This window comes from Paenibacillus sp. sgz302148, assembly GCF_056120465.1.
The window spans coordinates 1-25,287 of record NZ_JBVYOJ010000036.1; the positions used below are offsets into that span (position 1 = coordinate 1).

The following is a 25,287-nucleotide window of genomic DNA, read 5'->3' on the forward strand; positions in this document are numbered from 1 at the left end:
AACTACCAGAGGTTTCAAGCCAAACTGAAACAACGCGCACCGATTGAATATCGGTGCGCGTTGGCAGCATAGCTTTTTTCTTATGTCTACTTGACAGGGGTAAGACCACAGTGCAGGTTTTTTTGCTGCAGTGAAGAGTGTGCGCCTTCTTCTTGCATTTGGTTGCAGGTCGTTGTACAGTAAAAGTTGAATGTTTGCGAAAGGGCGTGCACAAGTGGCAAAAGTGAAAACAACATTAATCGAACAAGGAACGTTTATTACGATGGCGGCCGAGCGGCCGGTCGTTCAAGGATATATGGCGTTTGAGGGCGATCGCATCGTTTATATCGGCGAAACGCGTCCGGAAGGCGAATTCGATGAGACGATCGACGGCAAACGCAAATGGTTTATGCCCGGACTCGTCAATACGCACGGCCATGCGGCCATGTCGCTTCTGCGCGGTTACGCCGATGACTTAAACCTTCAAGTCTGGCTGCAGGAAAAAATGTGGCCGATGGAAGGCAAATTTACGTCCGAAGATGTGAAGTGGGGGACGGCGCTGTCCGTCGTCGAAATGCTGAAGGGCGGTACGACCGCTTTTGTCGATATGTACGATCATATGGATACGGTCGCGCAAATCGTGGAGCAATCCGGCATGCGCGGCTGCCTTACGCGCGGCGTCATCGGCCTCTGCTCCGATGAGGTGCAAAAAGCGAAGCTGGATGAAGCGACGCGTTTCGCCAAGGATTGGCACCTTAAAGCCGACGGTCGCATCACAACGATGATTTCTCCGCATGCGCCGTATACTTGTCCACCGGACTATATCGAAAAATTCGTCCGTGTCGCGCACGATCTTCATTTGCCGATGCATACGCATATGTCGGAGACAAGAGCCGAAGTCGAACAGAACGTCCAAGACTATGGCCTGCGGCCTGTCGCTCATCTGGAGAAGCTTGGGTTATTCAGCAGACCTTCAATCGTTGCGCACGCCGTCCATCTGACGGATGAAGAAATCGCCATTTTGCGCGCTCACGATGTTCGCGTATCGCATAATCCGGGCAGCAACTTGAAGCTGGCCAGCGGCATTGCCAGGGTGCCGGAGCTGTTGAAAGCGGGTGTACTCGTGTCGCTAGGCACGGATAGCGCGGCGAGTAACAACAATTTGGACATGTTCGAAGAAATCCGTCTTGCGGCGTTGATTCATAAAGGCGTGTCGGGCGATCCGACGGCCGTGCCGGCTTTTGAGGCGCTCAGCATGGGTTCCGTGCAAGGGGCGAAGTCAATCTGGCTGGACGGCGTAGGAACGCTCGAAACGGGGAATAAAGCCGATTTTATTGCTTTGGATGCCGATCAGGCTCATTTCCTGCCGCGCACGGATTGCATTTCGCATGTCGTTTACAGTGCTTCGGCCAAAGACGTAACCGACGTATGGGTTGACGGACGGCAGTTGATTAAGGGCGGCGAATGTCTGACGCTGGATGAGGAAAAAATCAAATTCGAAGCATCCTCATGCTTCGACCGTTTGCTGCAGCGATGAGAGCGAGAAGAGGCGCAAGTTCGAAAAAGCGGCGATTCATCCTGATTTCCATGCTGGGATTAGCTCTTATCTTATTCGGATTGCATCGGTTTTACGTATACGCGCATACGGATGTATGGAACGAGGATGCCGTTGCCGTGCAAAAAGCCAAGGAGCAAACCGACCTTGTAAAGGTAAATCGCGTAGATTCGTTTGTTTGGGACGACCCGTATCGGATCATATTCGGAGAGAACAAAGACGGCGAAAGCATGATCGTCTGGGTCGGGACAAACAGCGTCCATGCCGAGCTTCAGAAAAACGGCCGATCCCGGGAGCAGCTAAAGGAACAGATTTTGAAGGAAAAGACGGACATCTCCTTAATGCGGTTGACGCCGGGATATTTTCAAGGACAATATGTTTGGGAAGCTTTCTATAAGGAAAAGGACAAGGAAGGCGATACGCGGTTCAATTATGATTTTTATCGCTTTGCGGATGGGGCGTTCATTGAAACGGTATATTTACCGAACCGGTAAAACGGAACAACGAAATTTTTGAACAAATTGTGAAATCACCCGTTGTTGCACCATCATTCTTGTGCTACGATTAGTTTTGGATTTTTCCAAATATTATGGCAAAGGGTGATGGTACGATGGGCGTGAAGTTTTTGAAAGTGGCTGTCATTTATTTTTTGATCGGTGTCGCTTTTGGACTGTATATGGAACTTGCCGATCAGCATCAATATTCAGGCGTACATGCGCACGTCAATTTGCTTGGCTGGGTATCGATGGGCATTGCAGGGCTGATCTATGTATTGTTTCCGAAAGCCGGCGAAAGCGCGCTAGCCAAAGTGCACTTCTGGCTGCATAACATCGGCACGCCGATTATGATGATTGCTCTGTTCCTGCTCCTGTACTTGGAACAAGATACGCCTTACGGTCCGATCATCGGCGTTGGTGCAATCCTGATTATTTTAGGCGTTCTGCTCTTTGCCATCAATGTGATCAAGAACGTCAAAGCAAAGGATGCCAGCCAACTATATGAAGCGGCCAAACGTAATTTTACCGCATAATATTTCGATCTAATAGCAAGCCCGACATGCGATTATCGCGTGTCGGGCTTATTTGTTCATGCGCGATGCCCAGCGCTTCCACACATTGCATCGCCATTTCGTATACATCATGTGATATACTCTTATACATACGGACGATATATAAAAAACTTGAACAATTATTAGAAAGGGGGACGTCAACTTGAAATTGCGTCTCATGCCTATCGCGATTAGTCTTGTCGTTTCTTCGGTTGTGTTGTTCGGCGGTTGGTTCGTATACAATAGCGTTGCGATGGAAAATCCATTGTCCGATATCGTAAACAAAGCACCGGGTGTCGAGCAATCGCAGATGAACATCAGTTCCGGAGAAGTATCCGTGAAGCTGAAGCTTTCGAAGGATGCAAACCTTCGTGAAATATATAATAAAGTTGCAACAGAAGGAGCTTCGATTATCGGAAGCCGTAAGCTGAACATTGAAGCATCGAATGAATCCTCACCGGTACTCGAGGAGGTTTGGTCGAAATCGTTGTTCCAAGTCGCCGAAGCGATGGAAACGATGCATTACTCGAAAATTCCGCAAGCGCTTGGCGATATCGCCAAATCGAATCCGAAGATTCAGGTGTCGACGGAGATGGACGATACGAACGTATATGTGAGTCTTTCGGACGGTGAGCACAGCAAGTTCGTAATTCTGCCTCGTACGCCGGCGAAGATCGGGGTGTGGCCGAATGAGTAAATATGGCAAGGAGCTGTTTATCGGGATCATTCCCGTCGTGTTCGTATTTCTGTATTTCATCGGGGTGAACATTGTCCCGTTGTTTATGATGGCCGTGATCGGTACGGTATTGTTCTACACGATTAAAATGCGCGGCAATTTCGGTATAGGCGGCGGTTCTGAGCGGAAATATACGAAGAACAGAACCCCGTCTTTCCTGACCTTCGACGACATTGGCGGTCAGGACCGCGCCAAAAAAGAACTGATCGAGGCGCTGGATTTTCTTATTCGCCATGAGGAGATCAAGAAGCTTGGCATTCGACCGCTCAAAGGCATTTTGTTGACCGGACCTCCGGGAACAGGCAAAACGCTGATGGCGAAAGCCGCTGCGCATTACACGAACTCCGTATTTATTGCAGCAGCCGGTAGTGAATTCGTCGAAATGTACGTCGGCGTCGGCGCGAGCCGCATCCGCGATATTTTCAAGGAAGGCCGGGCGCGCGCGGCGAAGGAAAACAAAGAAAACATCATCATTTTTATCGATGAGATCGATGTGATCGGCGGCAAGCGCGATGGCGGGCAGCATCGGGAATATGACCAAACGCTTAACCAGCTGCTCACCGAAATGGACGGCATTCATTCCAGCGAAACACCGCGCGTTCTCATTATCGCAGCGACGAACCGCAAGGAAATGCTGGACAGCGCATTGCTGCGCCCAGGTCGTTTCGACCGCCACATCCAAGTGGATTTGCCTGATAAAAAAGGCCGTCAGCATATTTTGCGCATCCACGGCAAAAATAAACCGATGCACGAGTCGGTCGTTCTCGACCGGGTCGCGGAGGAATCGTTCGGCTTCTCCGGTGCGCAGCTCGAAAGCGTCATGAACGAAGCGGCGATCTATGCACTTCGCGAGAACCTGGACCTAATCGAACAGCGCCATCTGTCGCTGGCGATCGATAAAGTGATGATGGGCGAAAAAACCGATCGTGAAGCGACGAAAGAAGAGCGCGAGCGCGTTGCGATGCACGAGCTCGGCCACGCAATCGCGGCGGAGCTCGTCCGCCCGGGCAGCGTGTCGCAAGTATCGCTGAGCCCTCGGGGGCAAGCGTTAGGTTATGTAAGGCATAATCCGCAGCAAGACCAATATTTGTACACGAAGCCGTTCTTGGAGCAGCAGATTATGATCGCGCTTGGCGGCGCGGCTGCGGAGGAAATTTTTTATAACGGCCGCAGTACCGGGTCGCGCAACGACTTCGAACAAGCGCTCAATATCGTGGAAACGATGATGAACTCCGGACTAACCGGACTTGGCATCGTCAACGTGCAGAACGTGACGAAGCAAGAGCTGATGAAGGAAAACGCGGCGATTCTGGACGAACTGTTCGACCGGACGAAGAAACTGCTTGAGCAGTATCGAACCGTATTCGAACAGTCGCTGGATATATTGATTGCCGAAGAGGTATTGTCCGGCGACCAGTTCCGCGATTTGCTGAAACGATGCCGCGAATTGATTCCGGCGTAAATGCAGATGTTTCGTTAAACTCGGATACCCATGAACCGATTGGTTCATGGGTTTTTTGTCTGGATCTCCGCAGAGCTTTTTTCGGGCGGAGGCGGCATTTTGTCCGTGCTGGGAGGCATATTAGGCTATCTCTATCATAAACGATAATAAGGATTGAAGGCCACGTATGGGCCGAGCATAAATTTGTCATGCAATTGGCAAAGAAGCTTCATAATCTGGATGGGTTTATCGCTGGTCTTTTCGGTGGGGAACATGTATTATTTTTAATGAAGGGTTTACATTAGACGTAGTGGGTGAGGACATGGAACGCAAAAAAATAGGCGTTGTCGGCGCCGGAACGATGGGTCAGGGCATTGCCGAAATGCTCGCGATGCAAGGTCTCGAAGTGTATCTGCTGGAAAAAACGGCCGACAATTTACAGCATGGGTTGGACATGATCACCGTAAGCCTGGATAAACAGCTTGAAAAATGGGCCATCACCGAAGCCGAGAAAAAGCTCGTCTTGTCCCGCATTCACGAAATGACCGAATACGGTCAATTGGCTTCATGCGATATGATTATCGAAACGGTAACAGAAGATTTGGAAACGAAGAAGGAAGTATTCGCGGCGCTCGACCGCGTTTGCCCGCAAAACGTCATCCTGGCCAGCAATACGTCTACGCTTAGCTTGACGGAGCTTGCTGAATCGACAAGAATGCCGGAACGCGTGATCGGGCTTCATTTTTTGCATCCGGTTGCAAAAATCGATCTGGTCGAAATCATTCGCGGTTTAAAAACTTCGGATGAAACGTTCCGCGATGTGAAGCATTTTGTCGAAGAAACGATACAGAAAAAAGGAATTATGGTTTACGAGTCTCCGGGGTATGTCACGTCCCGGCTCATTTGCTTGCTCATCAACGAAGCGCTGCATGTGTTGCAGGAAGGCGTAGCTTCGGCTGAAGATATCGACAGTGCGATGCGGATCGGCTATTCGTTCCATTACGGACCGCTCGAGATGGCGGACCGATTCGGTCTGGATTCGGTGCTTGCCGCACTGGAGCGCATGTTCCGCGAATTCGGCGATGTCAAATACCGTCCTTCCGTGATGCTCAAGAAAATGGTCCGCGCAAGCCAGCTCGGGGTCAAAACAGGGTCGGGATTTTTCCGGTATGATAAGGACGGTGACCGCTTATGAATATTTTAGTCGTAAATGCCGGAAGCTCATCTTTGAAGTACCAGTTGTTCCGTATGGGGGCTACCGAAGAGGTGCTGGCGAAAGGCAAGGTTGAACGGATCGGGATGGAATCGTCAATATTGACGCATGAACCGTCCGAAAAGCCGGATGTTAAGGTCGTCAGCGAAATTTTGGACCATACGACGGCAATCCGTAAGGTGGTGGAGATGCTTACCTCAAAAGAGCACGGGGTCATAGGCTCGGTTAAAGAAATCGAAGCCGTCGGCCATCGGGTCGTGCACGGGGGCGAAGCCTTCTCGGGATCAGCCATCGTGACACCTGAAGTGAAGCAGGAGATCAAACGACTGTACGATCTGGCGCCGCTGCACAATCCCGCGCACATGATGGGGATTCAGGCCGTCGAGCAGAACATGCCGGAAGTGCCGCAAGCGGTCGTGTTCGACACCGCATTTCATCAGACGATGCCGCGCAGCTCTTACTTGTATGCGATTCCTATGGTACTTTATAAGAAGCACAAAATCCGCCGCTATGGCTTTCACGGCACGTCGCACAACTATGTAAGCAAGCAGGCAGCACAATTCCTGGATCGGCCGATCGAGGAGCTGAATATGATTACGTGCCACATCGGCAACGGAGCGAGCTGCACGGCGGTGCAGCATGGCAAATCGTTCGACACGAGCATGGGGATGACGCCGCTTGAAGGGCTCATGATGGGTACGCGCAGCGGAGATGTCGACCCGGCGATCGTTCCGTTTACGATGAACAAGGAAGAACTGACGTTAAGCGAAGTCAGCTCGATGCTGAATAAGCATAGCGGTTTGCTGGCCGTATCCGGCATAAGCAGCGATATGCGGGAAATTATCGAGGCGATGGGCGAAGGCGACAAAAACGCCAAGCTGGCCTTCGACATGTACGAATACCGGATTCGCAAATATATCGGCGCGTATACGGCGGCGATGAACGGTCTGGATGCACTCGTCTTCACGGGCGGCGTCGGCGAGAATAGCGCATTGCTGCGGCAAACGATTTGCGAGAAGCTGACGTTTTTCGGGATTGAGGTCGACCCGGCGTTAAACGGTCAGTCCTCGAGCGACAACCGCCGCATATCTTCCGAGCGCTCCAAAGTACAAGTGCTTGTTATACCGACCAACGAAGAATTGATGATTGCCCGCGATACGTTCAGGCTTGTCAAAGGAAAACAAGGTATTGCGGAATCAAAATAAGCGAGGAGGCCATCTCAATGACTACGCAGTGTACCATTCGCGAAGTAAGCGAGCATGTCGGAAAAACGGTAAAGATCGGCTGTTGGGTTCATAACCGGCGCTCCAGCGGGAAAATCCAGTTTTTGCAGCTGCGTGACGGGACCGGGTTTATTCAAGGCGTGCTCGTCAAAAACGAAGTCGCCGAGGACATCTGGGAAGCGGCCGGCAAGTTGACGCACGAAAGCTCGCTTTATGCGGTAGGCACCGTGCGGGAAGATGCGCGGAGCCAAAGCGGCTTTGAGCTGACTTTGCAAGGGGTCGAAATTATTCAAATCGCCGAGGAGTATCCTATTACGCCTAAAGAACATGGCGTCGACTTCCTGATGGATCACCGGCATCTGTGGATTCGTTCGCCGCGCCAGCGCGCGATCTTGGTGATCCGGGCGCAAATCATACGTGCCGTTCAGCAATTTTTCGATGACCGGGGCTTCCACCTTGTCGATCCGCCGATCCTGACACCGTCGTCCTGCGAAGGGACAACGAACCTGTTCCATACCAAATATTTTGACGAAGACGCTTATTTGACGCAAAGCGGCCAGCTGTATATGGAAGCTGCGGCGATGGCGCTGGGCCGCGTTTATTCGTTCGGGCCTACGTTCCGCGCGGAAAAGTCGAAGACGCGCCGCCATTTGATCGAATTTTGGATGATCGAGCCGGAGATGGCGTTTGTCGAGCTGGAAGAGAGCTTGCGTATCCAAGAGCAGTTCGTTTCGCACATCGTACGTTCCGTCCTGGACAATTGCGCGGCAGAGCTGCAGACGCTTGGCCGCGACGTCTCGAAGCTGGAGAAGGTCACCGGCGCTTTCCCGCGCATCACGTACGACGAAGCAATCGAGTTTCTGAACAAAAACGGCTTCGACGTTCCATGGGGCGAAGATTTCGGCGCGCCGCACGAAACGGCGATTGCCGAGCATTACGATAAGCCGGTGTTCATTACCCATTACCCGACGTCGATCAAAGCTTTTTATATGAAGCCGCATCCGGATCGGCCGGAAGTCGTTTTGTGCGCGGATATGATCGCGCCGGAAGGTTATGGGGAAATCATCGGCGGTTCGCAGCGGATCGACGACCCTCAGTTGCTCGAGGAACGGTATACCGAGCACGAGCTATCTAAGGAAGCGTATCAGTGGTACCTCGACCTGCGCAAATACGGCACTGTGCCGCACTCCGGCTTCGGCCTCGGTTTGGAACGGACTGTCGCATGGATATGCGGCCTGGATCACGTCCGCGAAACGATTCCGTTCCCGCGGCTGCTATACCGTTTATATCCGTAGCTTCTTGAAGCGAGATCATGGAAGGAGGTGAGGCGGATGAACGAGGCTGACATGTCAAAAACGATGACGCGGGCATTTATGCATTATTTTGAAGAAGGTTCCGCCAGCGTGCCGTTCCTGCTGTTGAAATCGTACCGCAAGCTTAAGCTGAACGATACGGAAGCGATGCTGCTCATTCAATTGATTGCCTTTAAGGAAAAGGAGCAGAAGTCGTTCCCGACGATAGAAGAAATCCAGTCGCGTATGGGCGCTTCACCGGAAGCGGTTATTGTCGCGCTGCAAAATCTGATGAAGGAACGGTTTCTGACCATTGATGAAGAAATTGATCCCGTAACGTCCGTTCAGTCGGAGAAATACAATCTGTACGGCATGTATGAGAAGCTTGCGCGCTGCGTGCTGGAGGAGTCCAAATCGACCGCTCCGCCTCTGCCGGAGTCGAATGATATATTTACCGTATTCGAGCAAGAGTTCGGCAGGCCGCTGACGCCGATGGAATGCGAGAATATCGCGAATTGGATCGATCGGGACAGCTATTCGGAGACGCTCATATTGACGGCATTGAAGGAAGCGGTATTCGCCGGCAAGATGCATATCCGATATATCGACCGCATTTTGCTGGAATGGAGCCGCAATCGGATCGAGACGGCGGAGCAGGCTAAGCAATATTCACAGCAAAGGCGATTGGTTTGAATGATCAATCGGAAGATTGATCGTTCAGCATTCGCCTACGATGCGATTGGTTTGAACGATCAATCGGAAGATTATCAGAATTTACGATAAATTAAAAATATTTTCCAGTCCGTAACTTTTTGCCTAGTTTCTCCGTCTAACATAGTGTGGGCGGAGAGCTTTTTTTTTGTAGAGAGAGAGGAGAACAGATGAAGAGAGAGAGAACAAGCGGTCCGCGCTTATTTCGATTGGCGGTTGCTTTGTCGGTGATGTTCACCGCGGCCGTCGGATTCGGAAACGGGGAAACGCAAGCAGCAAGAGGACCGGCTACTTTGTCGTTTGTGCACGGAGGAACCGAACTGATCGTCAACGGGGAGAAGAAAATCAGGACACCCTTTCCCGTCGTAAAAGGCGTGACGATGATACCGGCGAGCACGCTTGCCGCAACGCTCGGCGCAAAGCTGTATACGGACAAGAACGGCATTCATATCGACACGTATTTCAACAAAATCACGGTCAACAACGACATGCGCGGCTCGAAGCATAACAATGAATATGTATTGCTGCCGGCGCCGGTGCTGAAGCTGAATGGAAGTACATACTTGCCTTTGTCTGCGATTCCCTTGTTATGGCCAGGGGCGACGTATACGTTTAGTCCGGCGGAACGCAAAATCGACATCGTGTTTTTGCCGGAGCCGAATGTTAAGCCTGTTGCCGACTTCACGGCGCCGACGGTCGTGAAACGCGGGGAACCATTTGATATTCAGGACAAGAGCTACGACCCCGACGGCAAAATCGTCAAATCCGAGTGGACGACGAACGGCAAAATCGAAAAATCCGATTTTGCGAAAAAGAAAAAAGTGTTTTTCGAAGCGGGTACCTACACGGTGACCCATTCCGTTTACGATAACGACGGAGAACAAAGCAATATCGCAACGAAGGAAATTCGCGTAACGGACGAAGTGATGTATACGCCGTTCGAATATTACATGCGTTATGGGGAACCTGGGGACAAAGTAAAAATCGACAACGCCCTCATGAAAGAATACCCAGGCTTAAACTCCAGCGAAACGCGTGGCGGACGTACGCTATATTTGTCCAACGCACCTGAAAGAGTATTTGAGAGCGGAGTGTTGTATCAGGACGTATTGTCCGGTCCGGGCCGCATCTTCCTGCATCACCGGAACGGTTCGCAGGAACGTTTGAAACTGGCAATCATTGTAACGAATCAGCAATCATCCGATATAAATTTGACGGTAGGGAACAAAGGTCTGGCCGGCCCGAGTCCAAGCGCGCTGCAATTCGGTTATGCCGCGGTACAGCGTTATTTCACAGGCTCGGCCAAAAAAAACATGACGGTACCTGCTAACGGTTCGATCGTCCTGCTGCCGGAACTGGAGAAAATCGTCATGAACGAAGGCGACGGCCTCTCCGGGTTGATCGATGTCGATACGGACGGACCGCTGCTGTTTACGACCGTAATGGTAAGAGAGTTTGACGATCCGTTATCCAATGTGTTCGCTTTGCCGATCCTCGAAAGAGTCGGCAACCGGGGGACGTTTCAAAATACAGATCGATCCATCGAAGTCAACCAAATTATCGACACCGAAATGCAATTCCGGTTAGGCGATCGCGGAGACACGATTCCGGGCTTCGATGCATTGTCGGGCAGAAATACGGTCGATGGCGGCGAATATGGTGCCGTCACGACGATCAAGCTGAAAAACCTCTCCTATGGCATGCGCATCGTACTGAATCCGCGTGCAGGCAATTTTGCGGGCGCGGTCATCGTTAACGGTAAGGTCATTTCGGTGCCGAACGGCGGATTTGCCGGACCAAGCGACGCAGTGCTGCTGTATACGCAGAATTTGCCGGAGGGAGCGAGCGAGGACGATCCGCCGCCGGAAGTGACCATAACGTTCAGCTCGCCAGGCGCAAGCTCCTTGCCTGTGCTGCTCGTCTTTTTCCCTGAACGATTGTTATAATAGAGAAGTAGTTTTGCAGAAAAGCAGCCATTCCATATTGATGGAGTGGCTTTTTTGCATCTATTTCAACAAATATTGGTTGTTATACGAAACTTTACTAGGCATAGCAACGTCAATAGAAAAGGGGCTAGAAAATAATAGAAAAAACTAGGGGAAAGAGATCCAATGACGATTGCTCCAAAAGCCAAAATTCCGTATCTGGACATGTACCGATGCCTTGCGATCATGGCCGTTGTTCTAATTCATACAACCGCCTACCCGGTTGCGTTTCTGTCGAAGGAATCATTCATGTACCCGATCTATTTCGTGCTGAATAAAAGCTCGATGTTTGCCGTACCCGTTTTTATTTTTTTAAGCGCGGTCGTATTGTTTTACAATTACGAGCATTTGAGAGGGGCCAAGGTGTGGTTGGCCTACGCCAAGAAACGGTTCATGTACATCGTTGTTCCTTATGTATCCTGGTCGTTATTTTATTTCCTTGTCTTGCAGTTGGGCATTCGACATTCACTGACGATGGACGATACGGTCGATTTTTTCAGCAGGCTGCTTTGGGGGCGCAATTATTCGCACCTCTATTTTATGATTATCATTATCCAGCTGTACGCTCTGTTCCCGTTTTTGCTGGTCCTCATTCGCAAAGCTGCTTTTCTTCGCCGGTATTTATTCGTTATTGCGGTTTTGGCGCAGATTGGCTTTATCATCCTGAACAAAACGGTTTTCAAAATTTATGCTCCCGGAAGCGTCATTTTCTTCTATTCGTTATACGTCCTGCTTGGCGCGTATGTCGGGTTGCATTATGACCAAGTCATGCGGGTTCTGAAGAGAAGAGCGGGTTTGTGGATTGGCGCGGCATTGTGCGCAGGCGTGCTAGCTGTCGGCAAAGAAGCTGTATTGTTCATTCGGCCGGGTTGGGGGACGACATTGAACTGGATCGAAAAATATTCATCCTTATCGAACTACACGTATATTGTACTTAGCTGCATTGCTTTATTGCTCTTATCAGCCTGGATGCAAAATATGAACGCCAAGCTGATTAACCTATTCGTCGCGTTAGGAGTAGGCTCTTTCGCCATTTATTTGTCCCATCCGTTCGTGTTGTTGGTTTGGCGCCGCTACTTGCTGAACGCGTCGTCTCCGCTGTTGTATCACGCCTGCATCCTTACAGGCGGAATTGCTGCGCTAGCCCTTCCATGGATCGGTTATCGCATTGTCCGGAGGTTTCGTTGGTCATGGATTGTGATCGGACGATAGAAGAGGAAAGTCGTTGGATGACAAGAGAGTTATTCGCTTGAACTATCATATCAATTTTGACTGAGGAGCGGACTCTTAAGTTAATGTAAATGGAGGAGTGGAATTTGAATAAGGCTAATCTAGCTAAATCGTATGATATCGACTCGCATAGAAGGGTAAATGCCAAAACCGTTGAGTGGAAGGTTATCGAGAGAGAAAAGTTTCTGACAAAATTACTCTCATCGAATAAAAAATATTTACTTGAAATTGGCGCTGGTACAGGCTTTGATAGTCTTTACTTCAAAGAAAATGGCATTGAAGTGACAAGTGTTGATTTATCCCCTGAAATGATACGCTATTGCAAGGAGAAGGGACTTCAAGCATATGTAATGGATTTTTACAATTTAGATTTTGCTGACTGTACGTTTGATGCTGTATATGCCTTGAACTGTCTGTTACATGTGCCTAAAAGTGAAATAGATGAGGTACTCTTGGAAATAAAACGGGTTATGAAACCATATGCCTTATTTTATATGGGAATTTACGGTGGAAATGATTCAGAAGGTGTGTGGGAAAATGATTGGTGTGATCCGAAACGTTTCTTCGCATCATATTTTGACCATACTGTAAAAATGTTGGCAGGTAAATATTTTAAGGAAATCGGTTTTGATACAATTCCATTACAAGACGGGCAACCTCATTTTCAAGCCCTTATTCTACAGAAATAACAAGAAATATAAAACTACGAGTTACAGTAAAAAAGCAGCCGACCCGTTGAAGGTTCGACTGCTTATTTTGTATATTCAATGAGTCGGCTTACCGAAGTCTCCATCGTTTTGCCGAATATATTCGATAAGCCGATCTGCCGGAATATCAATCGATTCGCCTGTCCTGCGGTTTTTGCACTCAACGATACCTTCGGCCGCTTTTTTCCCGATCACGACTCGGTAAGGCAGTCCGATAAGGTCGGCATCATTGAATTTAACGCCGGCCCGTTCGTTGCGGTCATCCAACAAAACTTCGTAACCGTTCCGCTGCAATGTCGAATATAACTGCTCCGCAAGACGGTGTTGGTCGGGATCAGTTCCTTGAATCGGAATCAAATGAACATCGAAGGGAGCTAGTTGCACGGGCCAGACAATACCGCGATCGTCGTGGTTCTGTTCGATGACCGCCGCCAGCAGGCGGGAGATGCCGATGCCGTAACAGCCCATGATGATCGGTTTCGATTTTCCATTCTCGTCAAGAAAGGTCGCCCCGAGTTTCTCGCTATATTTTGTACCCAGTTTGAAAATGTGACCGACCTCAATGCCCTTCGTAAACGACAGACGTCCGTCGCCGCAGCGCGGGCAGCAGTCGCCCTGCTGAGCATTGCGGATATCGAAATATCCTTTTACGGCAAAATCGCGGCCGGGCCGGGCGCATATCAAATGCTCATCAGGCCTGTTAGCGCCGATCACGGCATTGACCATCCCGCGAACACTATGGTCGGCAATGATCGGGTATCGTTCCAATCCGACTGGGCCGATAAAACCGGGTACCGACTTCAGCTCGTCAGCGATCTGCTCTTCGGACAACATCTCGATAAGCGTCCCTTGAAAAAGATGCTTCAGCTTCAGCTCGTTCAGTTCATAGTCGCCGCGCAGCAGCGCAATAACGATTTGGCCGTCGACGGCAACCGCCATCGTTTTGATGATTTGCTTGGACTCCACCTGCAAGAAGTGGGTCAGTTGTTCGATCGTCCGAATATTCGGCGTCGAAACGGCGGTTAGTTTCTTGTACTCGATACCGTCCTGCTCGTCGGCTATTAGCTCTGTATCCTCAATGCCGCTCTGATTATCCTCTTGACTAGCTTTTGCCTCGGCCTTTTCGACATTTGCCGCATAATCGCAGCTGTCGCAATAAGCGATCGTATCTTCCCCGATGTCGGCAAGAACCATAAATTCATGCGTCCCGGTGCCGCCGATCGCGCCGGAGTCGGCTTCGACCGCTCGAAATTGCAGGCCGCAGCGCGAAAATATCGCCGTATATGCGCCGTACATTGCACGATAGCTTGCGTCCAGCTTCTCCTCGTCCGTATCGAACGAATAAGCGTCCTTCATCATAAATTCGCGCGACCGAAGTACGCCGAAGCGGGGACGCCGCTCGTCGCGGAATTTCGTCTGAATCTGATACAACGTAAGCGGAAGCTGCCTGTACGAGCGGACTTCATCGCGCACGATCGTTGTAATCACTTCTTCATGTGTCGGACCTAATGCGAATTCGCGGCCATGCCGATCCGTTAATCGCATAAGTTCGGGGCCGTAGACGTCCCAACGTCCGGATTGCTTCCACACCTCCGCCGGCTGCACCGACGGCAGAAACGCCTCCTGGGCGCCGATGCGGTCCATTTCCTCGCGGACGATCGATTGCAGGCGCCTAAGCACGCGCAGGCCCAGCGGCAAATAGCTGTACACGCCTGCGGCCAGCTGCCGGACAAGACCGGCGCGCAGCATGAGCCGATGGCTCGCGGCTTCCGCGTCGGCTGGAACGTCGCGCAGCGTCGCGGTGAGATAGTGCTGCTGTCTCATGGACCGGCCTCCTTAGGATTAGAATTGATATATAAGTTCAGCGTGTTACTTGTTCAACAAATGCCAGCGGTACACGTATTCGAAAATAAACTCGAACGCCTCCAAGTGGCGCTTCGCTTCGAAAGCGTCGGCACCCCAAGCATAAATCCCGTGCTTGCGCAGCATCACGCCCGGGATTCCCGGCTTCATGCTGCCTTCAATGAGCGGCACGATGCTCGGAATATGGGCGTAATTCGGCACGATCGGGATATCGATGTGCGCCTCTTCGTCCCAAATGTTAAAGGCTTTAATGAGCTCGACGCCGTCAACCGGAATCGACTGGCGGTCCCAGAACAGCTCGGAAACCAAGTTATTGAATACCGTGTGGACGTGAAAAATCGCGCCACAGCCGGTCAAACGATAAATTTCGCAATGGATGAGCGTTTCGGCGGAAGGCTTCAGTCCCGTCGTTTCGACCGGTTTGCCTTGCGCGTCGACGAACAGGAAGTCGGCCGGCGTGTTTACCGATTTATCCTTGCCGCTGGCCGTAATGGCAAAATGAAACTGCTCCGGGCTATAGTCGCCTACCCGGATCGACAGGTTGCCGCTTGTGCCGGGGAACCATTTTTGCGCGGCGAAAGTCGTTTTGATGTCGCGCAGCTCGGCGAGCGCGCGTTGTTTATGTTCTAACGGAATCGATGCAAACTCCATAATCGTGTCTAATCCTTTCTTGAAGCTAATCATATTGCATGTACTAGTTACCTCTTGCTATCGTCCTATTACTCACAATGACCATTTATGCGAATATGTTTTTATGCTTTCAAAACTTTCAATTCGGAAAGGTAGGACGTCACGTCGTGAAACGTCTCGAACGGCACGTGCGGCAGCCCCAGCTCCACGCATTTGTCGGTCAAATGCGAACGGGAGAATACGAGGTCGACCAGCTTGGCGCCGGCAAAATCGGTCACGCTGTCTCCGATCAGGATGCGGAAATAATCTTCCTTCGCATACCCCCGAATGATCGTTGTTTTGCACATCCCGCAGTCGTTCGAGCAGTGCTCGTCGCAAGCATGCGGCCACAGGATGCGGATCGTATCCCCGCCAAAATCGCTGGCGTTGCAATAAATATGATCCTTGGCGATCGGAAACGGCTCGAGCAGCGGGTAGACGAAAAAGTCAATGCCTCCGCTCGTTACATAGAAGGGGATGCCATTACGCTCGCACGAAGCGAGCAGCTCGGCAAATCCGGGACGTATTGTCGCGTTGTCGATCGCATAACGAACGATTTCTTCTTTTCTCGACGTGGGGAGGAGAGCGAACATTTCACCGACGCCTTGGCGGATCGTTTTCCGCTGCGTGACGATGTCGTCGACGATCGCTTCCCAGCCTTCGGGACGAAAATGCTTCATGATGGCGACAATATTGTCATTGTTCGTAATCGTACCGTCAAAATCGCAAAAAATGATCGGTTGCTTGCCATAGGCCTTCGCCATCGTCTGAGATGTGAATGCCGCTTGCTGATCTATGGCTTCGGTCATGACTTTACCCCCCAGAGTAGAATCGCCGCCGCCAGCGCTTGACGCTCTTGCGGCGCTTGTTCGACGTATTGCTGAAGCGACTGGCCTTGCAGTACGGCGTCAATCGCTTGACGAAACGCCTGCCCGCCTGCGGCCGCGCCCATCGGATGGCCGTGTACGCCGCCGCCCGCATTTACGACAACGTCGCCGCCGAAATCGCGGATGATGTTCGGCACAAGTCCCGGATGAATGCCGGCGGAAGGGACAGGGAAGCTTGCCTTCAGCTTAGGCGTGTCGGAGCCATGACTGTCCGGCGATGTGCCGTACATATAGTCGCCTGCCATATCGGTCGTGAGCAAGGCGTCTTTGATCGCCATATTCTCCGCCAGCGGCATAACGACGGAGCCGTATGGCGAAGGGAACAAGACGAGGTCGGCTCCCGCGAGCCGCATCAGTTTGCCGAGCAGCACCGATGCGCCGATGCCGTAATGCGGCGACGGATACATCGCACCGGCCAGCGCCGGGTGCGCCGCGATCGGCACGGTGATGTCGGGATCGCTCGCCAGCTCGTACAGCGTGTCGAAGCCATAGGCTAGCGCATTAAACAGCAGCGCGTTCGCGCCGGCTTCGATCGCGCGTTTCGCTTGCCGGGCAAGCTGCGAGGTCGGGCCGGTTAAGTTAACGGCGTAAAGCAGCTTTTGGCCGGTTTGCTGCTCGGCGTCCTTGGCCGCGGCCATGCAAGCTTCCACGCGTCGCTCAAGCGGAGTGAGCGGGTTCTCGAACAAGATTTCGTCATCCTTGATCAAATCGACGCCGCCAAGCGCTTGCTGGTAAAATTGTTCCTTCAAACCGGCGAGATCGTGGCCGATGACCGATTTGAAAATGCTCATCAGGAGAGGGCGATCGGTGACGCCGAGCAGGGAGCGGACGCCGTCCATCCCGAACTTCGGTCCGGCGAAGCCGCGTAGAAACGACTCGGAAAATTTCAGATCGATCAGCTTGATTCGCCCGTCCATCGACAGCTTGCCGAATACGGTAACGAGCAGTGCCGGGATATCCCGGCTGAAGTTGATGTCCGGATAAGCGATGGAAATATCGGCATAACGTGCCCCGAAGGGCGTTTCTCCAGCTTCATAGGCTTGTACGGAAACGACTTGGCCCAGATGCTTCGCCATCGCTTCCTTTTTCGTTTCCGGCAAATCGGTCCAGCTGCCGACGGTTAAGCCGACGGCGATCGATTGCGCTTTTTTATGAAAATCCGCTTTGTCGTCAAAGCAGCGGTACGTTGCGAGGCAATAGTCAGTCATGGTAAACTCCTCCTATCATGGCCCCCATCTCGCCGGCGCGTTCCGCAGCGCGGAAAATCGCCTTGCGAACCGCTTCGGTGAAGCGGTACGATTCCAGCGTTTCGATGGCGGCTTGGGTTGTTCCGCCCGGGGACGTCACTTTCTTGCGCAGGACGGCCGGATCTTCCGCCGTAGTTTTTACCATTTGCGCCGCGCCTAATACGGTTTGCAGCGTCAGCTCGCGCGCCATGGCCTCGTCCAGGCCGCCTTCCACCGCAGCGGCGACGACCGCCTCCATCATGTAATAGAAATAGGCCGGACCGCTGCCGGACACGCCTGTGATCAGATCGATCTGCGACTCGTCGACGACGGCCGTCGTGCCGATGGCCGAGAACAGCTCCAGAGCAAGCGCGCGATGCGCTTCGGTTGTTTGGCCGGAGAAGCAGATGCCGGTTGCGCCGTAACCGATCGTGCTCGAGGTGTTCGGCATCGTACGAACGATGGGCGGGCGGAAGCCCAAGATCCGCTCCGTCGTTTCGATGGAAAGACCGGCGATGACCGATACGATCATTTGCCCTTCATGAATGACGGAAGAAAGCCCGGAAAGCGCAGTTTCGGCGTCTTTTGGTTTCATCGCCAGAACGATGATATCCGCTTCCCGCAGCATCGCCGTCTTGTCGGATTCGGACGAAGGGATGCGAACGCCGAAACGGTCGTTCAGCAGCAGCAATCTTTCCCGGTTTTGCCGATTTTGCACCGAGATATGCTCGGGCAGCGCTTTTTGCTGCTCCAGCAGCCCGCGGATGAGCGCTTCGGCGATCGATCCTGCGCCGTAGAAGCATATGTTTTGCGACAATAAGGAAGGGATCTCTCTCATATGGTTTCTCCTCCACAATGATATGAAATAAAAGATTACGCTCGGACTTGTCCGTTGCCTACGATGCAAAATTTCGTTGACGTGAGCGCCGGCAGTCCCATCGGTCCGCGGGCGTGCAGCTTCTGCGTGCTGATGCCGATTTCCGCGCCGTAGCCGAATTCGAAGCCGTCGGTGAAGCGGGTGGAGGCGTTATGGTAAACCGCCGCCGCGTCAACCTCCTGCAGAAACCGTTCGGCATGCTCGGCTGTTTCGGTGACGATGCACTCGGAATGCATCGTGCCGAAGCGGCGGATATGCGCCATCGCTTCATCCAAATCGCCGACGACCTTCACGTTCAGAATATAATCGTTATATTCGGTTGCGTAATCCTGCTCCGTCGCCGCAACAGCCGCGGAGACAAGCGCCCGTGTTTCCTCGCAGCCGCGCAGCTCCACGTCCGCGTGCAGGAACTGCTCGGCAAGAGCAGGCAGGTGCGCCTTGGCAAAGTCGCGATGCAAGAGCAGCGTCTCCATCGAGTTGCACACCGACGGACGTTGTACCTTCGCATTGATGGCGATGGCGGCTGCCATGTCCGCTTTGGCGGTGGCATCGACATACGTATGGCAAATGCCCGCGCCGGTTTCAATGACAGGTACGCTCGCATTTTGCACGACGTTCTGGATAAGCGAGTGGCCGCCGCGCGGAATGAGCACGTCGATCAAGCCGTTCAGCTTGAGCATCTCGTCCACCGAAGCACGGCTTGGATCGGCGATGATTTGCAGCGCGTTCATAGGTACGGCCGTCGCTTCCATCGCCTCATGCAGCACCTCGATAATGCGTCGGTTCGATTCGAGCGCGGCGGAGCCGCCTCGCAGCACGACCGCATTGCCGGTTTTGAGGCATAAACCCGCGGCATCTACCGTTACGTTCGGGCGCGCTTCGTAGATGATGCCGATGACGCCGATCGGCACGCGTTTCTTGACGATCTTGAGCCCGTTCGGCCGCTCGAATCGTTCCAGCGTGTCGCCGACAGGGTCGGGCAGCTCCACGATTTGGCGCAGTCCTTCCGCCATCGCCTCGATCCGCTTCTCGTTCAGTGCCAGACGGTCGAGCAGGGAGGAGCTTGTGCCGTTCTCTCTGCCGCGCGCCAAGTCGATTTCGTTGGCGGCGATAATCGACTGCCCGTTCGCAACAAGCGCATCGGCCATGGCCAGCAGCGCTTCGTTCTTCTGGGCGGTCGTCAATTTGTTCAAGACGCCGGTCGTTTCTTTGGCCAGCGCCGCTTTTTGTTTTACTTCACTCATGAACAGTTCCTCCTCAACCTTGATTGATTGTGCTTTGAAATGTTATTGCATTAAAGTGACCCATTCGTCACGGTGTATCACTTCGATCCGGTGTACATCCACACGCTTTTGCACCTCTTCAGTCGAAAGACCGGCAACGGCCTTGATTTGCCACGAGGTGTAATTGACAACTCCTCGTCCGATCGTCTGACGATCCGGGTTCAGCACCTCGATCACGTCACCGGGGTGAAAATCGCCTTCGACCTCCCTGATCCCGACGGGGAGCAGGCTCTTGCCTCCGGAGCGAAGCGCCGATTCTGCGCCGCTGTCGACGATGACCCTGCCTTGGGGCAGCGAGTGGAAGCCGACCCATTGCTTCTTCATCGGCAGCGTATGCAGCAATGTGTCAAAATAAGTGCCTTTGCCGGTCTCTTCAACGGCAGCGGCCAAATCGCCGTCCTCTGCGACGCGTCCGACGAATACGGGAATGCCGCCGCGCATCGCGATGCGGGAAGCCTCCACTTTGGAGCGCATGCCTCCGGTACCGACCGACGAGCCTGCGCCTCCCGCGATCCGGTACAGCTCCTCGGTAATATGCTCAACCCGGTCGATGCGGACGGCGTCCGGATTTTTGCGCGGATCGTCGGTGTACAAGCCGTCGGTATCCGTAATGATGACGAGCCGCTGCGCTTTGACCAGATTGGCGACGAGCGCGGACAACGTATCGTTGTCGCCGAATTTGATTTCGTCGACGGCGACGGTGTCGTTTTCGTTGATGATCGGAATGACGCCGCAGTTCAGCAATTCGTCGATCGCCATCATGGCGTTTTGCACCCGCTTGCGATTCGAAAAATCGGAGCGGGTGAGCAGGATCTGCGCAACGACTTTGCCGTGCACGGCAAAGGCTTCATTATAAGCTTGCATCAGCAGCGCTTGCCCTACGGCTGCGGCCGCTTGTTTTTCATGTACGTTTTTGGGCCGCGAAGGATATCCGATTTGACGGAATCCGGCCGCGACCGCACCCGATGTGACGAGCAGCGTTTGCGTGCCCGATTCATGCAGAGCCGCGAGTTCATTGGCGAAAAAAGCGATTTTGTCCCGGTTCAGTCCCCCTTCGTCCGAAGTAAGGGAGCTGCTGCCGATTTTGACGACGATGCGCCGCATAAGTTCACTTCCTAACATGGCAAAAGTATAAGGAAAAACAAAAAAACTCCCGTCCTGTCAAGGACGAAAGTTTGGCTTCCGCGGTACCACCTTTAATTGGCGAACGATTGCGTTCGCCCATCTTGCATGCCTGTAACAGAGGCGCTGTCCAACTCGTCGTTGGCCGTTCCGGGGTGGGTTCGGCATTCGCCTGCGGTAAATTATTTCAGCCATGGTTTCCCAAGTAATTTACTCTCTGCGCGCAGCGTATATTGCTTACTAGTCCCATCATCACGTTTCGAAAAAATGGTGTTGAATTCTTATTAGAATAGCATAGTGTATTGTAGTTGTAAAGCATTGCAAGCCAATGTATCATGGATTTGATAGTGAAGTCAAGGGAGGTTTGGTTATGGGGAAAAAAGAGCTGGTCGTCCTGTCCTATAATATTTTGCATGCGTATGGACTCGACGGCGTGATCGACGTCAGCCGCATTGCTGAAGTTATACGCGAAACAGGGGCTGAATTAGTCGGGATCCAAGAGGTGGACCGGTTCATGGAACGAAGCGGAATGGCGGACCAGGCTGCGGAGCTGGCCGAACGGCTCGGCATGCATTATACATACGGCGCAAACTTGGTCATCGAGTCCGGGATTCCGCGGCTGTTACGTCAGGATGATATTGCCCAAGTCTCGACGGTTCAAAATCCGGATGTTGCCGAGTACGGCACGCTTATATTAAGTGCATACCCAATCGTATTCCGGCGCAACGTGCGGCTTCCGGTTCCGCCCGGGATGGAGGAGGACGGACTGGAGCCTCGCGGTTTGCTGGAGGCGCATGTCGACGTAGATGGGACGACGATTCGCTTCTGCACGACGCACCTTGGGCTTTCTGAGGAAGAACGCGCCGTTCAGTCCGAAGACGTCCTGCGCAAGATCGGTTCCGGTAATATTCCGACCATTTTTGTCGGCGACATGAATGCACTGCCGTCGTCTGCTGTCATAGCCCGGTTCAAAGAGCGTTGGACTGACGTGCTCGAATCGGCCGGTCTGGGCGATCAGCCGACATGTATTATCCCGCGTGACGGCTCAAGTCCTACGATGAAGGATGAGCCGACGGACCGCATTGACTATATATTCTCCTCCTCGCATTTTACAATAACCGATGCTGAAATCGTTCCCAAAATCGTATCCGATCATGTGCCGCTCGTTGCGAAGCTGCGTCTGGCGTAGCTGGGGCTGCGTAGCTTAAGAATACGTCACCAGTTAATATACAGCTGATTACGATATAAGTAAAAAACACCCGCACACAAAATCATTTTGTGAATGCGGGTGTTCGTTTTACAGCCTCACTTAGCCGAATAATCCAAGCTTGCCGATTCGTGAAGCGGCTTCTTCCAAGCGCGATTCCGGTGCGAGCAGCCCGACCCGGACGAATCCTTCACCGTGCTGGCCGAAGCCGATGCCGGGAGCGACGACGACGTCGGCTTTCTGCAGCAGCAGATCCGCGAACGAGGCCGAGCTATAGCCTTTCGGCACGGGCAGCCAGGTAAAGAACGAACCGGCGCTAGGCTTCGCCTCCCAGCCGAACTTGGCAAGCGCCGCGTAAAAGGCGTTTCGGCGTCCTTCGTATGTGGCGACAAGCTGCCGGACGCAATCCTGAGAGCCCGTCAGTGCCGTTGCCGCCGCTTCTTGAATGCCGCCGAACAGGCTGCAGTAATAATGATCCTGGATCAGATTGATCAGGCGGACGATCTCCGCATTGCCGATGGCGAAGCCAACACGCCATCCCGCCATATTATACGTTTTGGACAACGTATAGAACTCGACGCCGACTTCTTTGGCTCCCGGCTGCTGCAGGAAGCTGACCGGTCGGTTGCCGTCGAAGCCGATGGCCCCATATGCAAAATCGCTTGCAACGACGATGCCGTGTTTGGCCGCAAATCGCACCGTTTCTTCATAGAAGGAGAGCGGTGCCGTAGCCCCGGTCGGATTGTTCGGATAATTGATGAACATCAGTTTCGCCTTATCGACGTCCGATGCCTGCAAGCTGGCGTAATCCGGAAGGAAGCCGTTCGCCTCCGTCAGCGGCATGAACGACATCGTGGCGCCCGAGAGCGCGACGCCGGACCAATAATCCGGATAACCCGGATCCGGAACGAGGCATACGTCGCCCGGGTTCAATAGGCATTGGCTGATCTCGATCAGACCGGTTTTGCCGCCGAACAGCACGGCGACCTCCGTCTCGGGATCGACCGTAACGCCATAGTCCTCCAAGTAACGCTGTGCTACGGCTTCCTTCAAGAACTTGAAACCGCTGAAAGGCGGGTATTTATGATACAGCGGGTTGGTCGCGGCTTGCTGCAGCGATTCCACGATGTGGGGCGGTGTCGGCAGGTCGGGATTGCCTTGACCCAGATTGATCACATCGCGGCCCGCTGCGATGGCTTCATTGGCTTTGCGTACGAGGGTCGCAAAAAACTGCGTCGGCAAACCCTTCATCCGTTCGGCGGGTTGAACCGCCCAGTTCGATTTGATTTGGTGCATGATGTACTTCACTCCGCTTCGTCCGGTCTTTTCTGAATATAAGAAAGTAAGTTTCAAATCTTTACTTGGCTTATATTTCTCCGGTAAACGACTGCGCCGAAGGGGCGGCGCTTACGTTTATCCTCCGTGCAATAGCATTAATGTAGCACGATTTGCGGACGATGTATAGAGCGCAATGAATGTATTCCCGATAGGGATTGAAGGTTATCGCACGGAACCGACCAGCTTCAGGAACGGAGCGACGTCGCGCTGGAACTGCAGCAAATGAGGCTTGCGGTCGACGAAAATGAGAAGCATCGGCTTGCGGCTCTCGCAATGGAACAAAAACACTTCGGTTACCGTACCGGAAATCGACGAAAAAGTTACGGGCACCGGGGACTTGAAAGGCACGCGGTATACGAATCCGCATTTCGGGTCAAGCTGCATTTGCGGCGCAACGCCCTGTATCGATGTTAACCAGCCCAACGCTTCCTTTTGGATCGCTTCGGTATTGTCCAGTTTTTTGACCACTTGTTTCTGGGCGACATCATAAATTTGCACTTGCTGCTCCGGTAAATCGGCGGAGGCTACGGAAGCGAATGCGGCAAGAGCGATGAAGCAGCTTAAACAAACCGCAACCGCCCGAAACGGAAATTTATGCATGGTGAAGGCTCCTTTTGCAGCATAATGGTTTTTCATGCCGTTAATGTACCCATCTTGACACCGTTCCATGAGGCGGTATGATAAGTAGAATAAGGATACAGCCGAGACGGAGACGATTCTTGCTCCGGCAAACGGCTTATGATGTGGAGGTCTTCAAATGACAGAGCAGCGTCTGCGCATTACGATATTGCAAATGGACATCGCCATCGGCGAACCCGATACGAATTTTGCCAACCTGGAACGAAAGCTCAACGAAGCCATCGCTTCGAACGATAAGCCGGACGTCATTATTTTTCCGGAAATGTGGAACACCGGCTACGCGTTAACGGAAATTCACGATCTTGCCGATGCTGACGGGCAGCGGACAAAAGCTTTTGTTTCCGAATTTTGCCGGCGTCATCGGGTGAACGTCATTGCGGGCTCGATCGCGGAGAAGAAGGGTGAGGGCGTTCGCAATACGATAATTGCTTTTGACCGCGACGGAAACGATATAGCGGAATATTCGAAAATTCATTTGTTCCGGCTGATGGATGAAGAGAAGTACTTGGAGAGCGGCGATCAGCTCGGGCAATTGTCCATTGACGGCATTCCGGCGGGTATGATGATCTGCTACGATATCCGTTTTCCGGAATTGGCCCGCAAACTGGCGCTCGGCGGGGCGAAAGTAATGTTCGTGCCTGCGGAGTGGCCGCATCCGCGGCTTCATCATTGGCGAACGCTGCTCATGGCGCGCGCGATCGAAAATCAAATGTATGTCGTTTCTTGCAATCGGGTAGGGACGAGCGGAACGACGAACTTTTTCGGCCATTCGATGGTCATCGACCCTTGGGGCGAGGTCATTGCGGAAGGCGGCGAAGAGGAGCAAACGATAACGGCGGAAATTGATTTGTCGGTTGTCGATAAGGTGAGGAAGACGATTCCGATTTTTGAAGACCGGCGTCCTTCATTGTATTAAAATTCTATAATATTGAAGATAACGGTAGCATTCAGCTGCCGTTTATTTATATAGGTTCATCGGTCGGCATATGACATTTGTCATGTGCAAATGATGACGTTCATGTCTTTGCGTTCACAACGGAAAACGTTAGTCTATAA

At 52.6% G+C, this 25,287-nt stretch carries 23 protein-coding genes; 14 read left to right on the forward strand and 9 right to left on the reverse strand.

Translation table 11 applies throughout. The annotated features are described in order from the left end of the window. Nucleotides 1-262: 262 nt before the first annotated feature. From AC0LWM_RS31175 to AC0LWM_RS31230, 12 genes are all read left to right on the forward strand, one after another. Nucleotides 263-1,516, forward strand: a complete 1,254-nt coding sequence (locus AC0LWM_RS31175) for an amidohydrolase (RefSeq protein ID WP_474678973.1) — start codon at nt 263-265, stop codon at nt 1,514-1,516. Beyond that, nucleotides 1,489-2,028 carry a cell wall elongation regulator TseB-like domain-containing protein gene (locus AC0LWM_RS31180; protein WP_474678942.1) on the forward strand — a complete coding sequence of 180 codons (540 nt, stop codon included), beginning with the start codon at nt 1,489-1,491 and terminating at the stop codon, nt 2,026-2,028. Before AC0LWM_RS31175 ends, AC0LWM_RS31180 begins: the two co-directional genes overlap by 28 nt. 116 nt (nt 2,029-2,144) lie before the next feature. Continuing rightward, nucleotides 2,145-2,564 (forward strand): heme-copper oxidase family protein, encoded by a 420-nt coding sequence (locus tag AC0LWM_RS31185; protein ID WP_474678943.1) that lies wholly within the window; start codon nt 2,145-2,147, stop codon nt 2,562-2,564. 181 nt (nt 2,565-2,745) lie between these two features. Further along, nucleotides 2,746-3,279 carry a hypothetical protein gene (locus tag AC0LWM_RS31190; RefSeq protein ID WP_474678944.1) on the forward strand — a complete coding sequence of 178 codons (534 nt, stop codon included), beginning with the start codon at nt 2,746-2,748 and terminating at the stop codon, nt 3,277-3,279. Continuing rightward, entirely contained in the window at nt 3,272-4,780 is a 1,509-nt protein-coding gene (locus AC0LWM_RS31195; RefSeq protein ID WP_474678945.1) for an AAA family ATPase, read from the forward strand. Before AC0LWM_RS31190 ends, AC0LWM_RS31195 begins: the two co-directional genes overlap by 8 nt. Nucleotides 4,781-5,081: 301 nt before the next feature. Further along, nucleotides 5,082-5,954, forward strand: a complete 873-nt coding sequence (locus AC0LWM_RS31200) for a 3-hydroxyacyl-CoA dehydrogenase family protein (protein WP_474678946.1) — start codon at nt 5,082-5,084, stop codon at nt 5,952-5,954. Further along, entirely contained in the window at nt 5,951-7,177 is a 1,227-nt protein-coding gene (locus AC0LWM_RS31205) for an acetate/propionate family kinase (RefSeq protein WP_474678947.1), read from the forward strand. The genes AC0LWM_RS31200 and AC0LWM_RS31205 overlap by 4 nt, the downstream gene beginning before the upstream one ends. A 17-nt stretch (nt 7,178-7,194) precedes the next feature. After that, complete coding sequence (gene asnS, locus AC0LWM_RS31210) at nt 7,195-8,490, forward strand: asparagine--tRNA ligase (protein ID WP_474678948.1); 1,296 nt, start codon at nt 7,195-7,197, stop codon at nt 8,488-8,490. Between the two features lie 36 nt (nt 8,491-8,526). Then, entirely contained in the window at nt 8,527-9,180 is a 654-nt protein-coding gene (locus tag AC0LWM_RS31215; protein WP_474678949.1) for a DnaD domain protein, read from the forward strand. A 188-nt stretch (nt 9,181-9,368) separates the two neighbouring features. Next, on the forward strand, nt 9,369-11,144 hold the full coding sequence (locus AC0LWM_RS31220; protein WP_474678950.1) for a PKD domain-containing protein: 1,776 nt from the start codon (nt 9,369-9,371) through the stop codon (nt 11,142-11,144). Nucleotides 11,145-11,309: 165 nt separating this feature from the next. Further along, the gene (locus AC0LWM_RS31225) at nt 11,310-12,395 is read left to right on the forward strand and encodes an acyltransferase (RefSeq protein WP_474678951.1); all 1,086 of its coding nucleotides are present in this window, start codon (nt 11,310-11,312) and stop codon (nt 12,393-12,395) included. A gap of 104 nt (nt 12,396-12,499) precedes the next feature. Then, nucleotides 12,500-13,102 (forward strand): class I SAM-dependent methyltransferase, encoded by a 603-nt coding sequence (locus AC0LWM_RS31230; RefSeq protein ID WP_474678952.1) that lies wholly within the window; start codon nt 12,500-12,502, stop codon nt 13,100-13,102. Between the two features lie 75 nt (nt 13,103-13,177). Here the strand turns inward: AC0LWM_RS31230 and AC0LWM_RS31235 are convergent, their stop codons facing one another. The 7 genes from AC0LWM_RS31235 to proB all read right to left on the reverse strand — a co-directional run bounded on the left by AC0LWM_RS31235 (nt 13,178) and on the right by proB (nt 21,029). Then, nucleotides 13,178-14,944, reverse strand: a complete 1,767-nt coding sequence (locus AC0LWM_RS31235; RefSeq protein WP_474678953.1) for a proline--tRNA ligase — start codon at nt 14,942-14,944, stop codon at nt 13,178-13,180. 45 nt (nt 14,945-14,989) lie between these two features. Further along, complete coding sequence (gene mtnB / locus AC0LWM_RS31240; RefSeq protein WP_474678954.1) at nt 14,990-15,634, reverse strand: methylthioribulose 1-phosphate dehydratase; 645 nt, start codon at nt 15,632-15,634, stop codon at nt 14,990-14,992. Nucleotides 15,635-15,735: 101 nt separating this feature from the next. Beyond that, entirely contained in the window at nt 15,736-16,416 is a 681-nt protein-coding gene (locus AC0LWM_RS31245) for a 2-hydroxy-3-keto-5-methylthiopentenyl-1-phosphate phosphatase (protein WP_474678974.1), read from the reverse strand. A 41-nt stretch (nt 16,417-16,457) separates the two neighbouring features. Then, entirely contained in the window at nt 16,458-17,747 is a 1,290-nt protein-coding gene (locus AC0LWM_RS31250) for a 2,3-diketo-5-methylthiopentyl-1-phosphate enolase (protein ID WP_474678955.1), read from the reverse strand. Then, the gene (gene proC, locus AC0LWM_RS31255) at nt 17,740-18,603 is read right to left on the reverse strand and encodes a pyrroline-5-carboxylate reductase (protein WP_474678956.1); all 864 of its coding nucleotides are present in this window, start codon (nt 18,601-18,603) and stop codon (nt 17,740-17,742) included. Before proC ends, AC0LWM_RS31250 begins: the two co-directional genes overlap by 8 nt. 35 nt (nt 18,604-18,638) lie before the next feature. Then, nucleotides 18,639-19,886, reverse strand: coding sequence for a glutamate-5-semialdehyde dehydrogenase (locus tag AC0LWM_RS31260; protein ID WP_474678957.1), 1,248 nt, complete (start codon nt 19,884-19,886; stop codon nt 18,639-18,641). Between the two features lie 42 nt (nt 19,887-19,928). Further along, complete coding sequence (gene proB / locus AC0LWM_RS31265; RefSeq protein ID WP_474678958.1) at nt 19,929-21,029, reverse strand: glutamate 5-kinase; 1,101 nt, start codon at nt 21,027-21,029, stop codon at nt 19,929-19,931. A gap of 388 nt (nt 21,030-21,417) precedes the next feature. Here proB and AC0LWM_RS31270 point away from each other — a divergent pair, with 388 nt between their 5' ends. Then, nucleotides 21,418-22,236 carry an endonuclease/exonuclease/phosphatase family protein gene (locus AC0LWM_RS31270; protein WP_474678959.1) on the forward strand — a complete coding sequence of 273 codons (819 nt, stop codon included), beginning with the start codon at nt 21,418-21,420 and terminating at the stop codon, nt 22,234-22,236. A gap of 120 nt (nt 22,237-22,356) precedes the next feature. Here AC0LWM_RS31270 and AC0LWM_RS31275 read toward each other — a convergent pair whose 3' ends face one another. Together AC0LWM_RS31275 and AC0LWM_RS31280 are read right to left on the reverse strand one after the other, a co-directional pair. Next, entirely contained in the window at nt 22,357-23,550 is a 1,194-nt protein-coding gene (locus tag AC0LWM_RS31275) for a pyridoxal phosphate-dependent aminotransferase (RefSeq protein WP_474678960.1), read from the reverse strand. Nucleotides 23,551-23,754: 204 nt separating this feature from the next. After that, nucleotides 23,755-24,192: a hypothetical protein gene (locus AC0LWM_RS31280; RefSeq protein WP_474678961.1), complete on the reverse strand. Its 438-nt coding sequence runs from the start codon at nt 24,190-24,192 to the stop codon at nt 23,755-23,757. A gap of 157 nt (nt 24,193-24,349) precedes the next feature. Here AC0LWM_RS31280 and AC0LWM_RS31285 point away from each other — a divergent pair, with 157 nt between their 5' ends. Then, nucleotides 24,350-25,147, forward strand: a complete 798-nt coding sequence (locus AC0LWM_RS31285) for a carbon-nitrogen family hydrolase (protein WP_474678962.1) — start codon at nt 24,350-24,352, stop codon at nt 25,145-25,147. Nucleotides 25,148-25,287 lie beyond the last annotated feature (140 nt).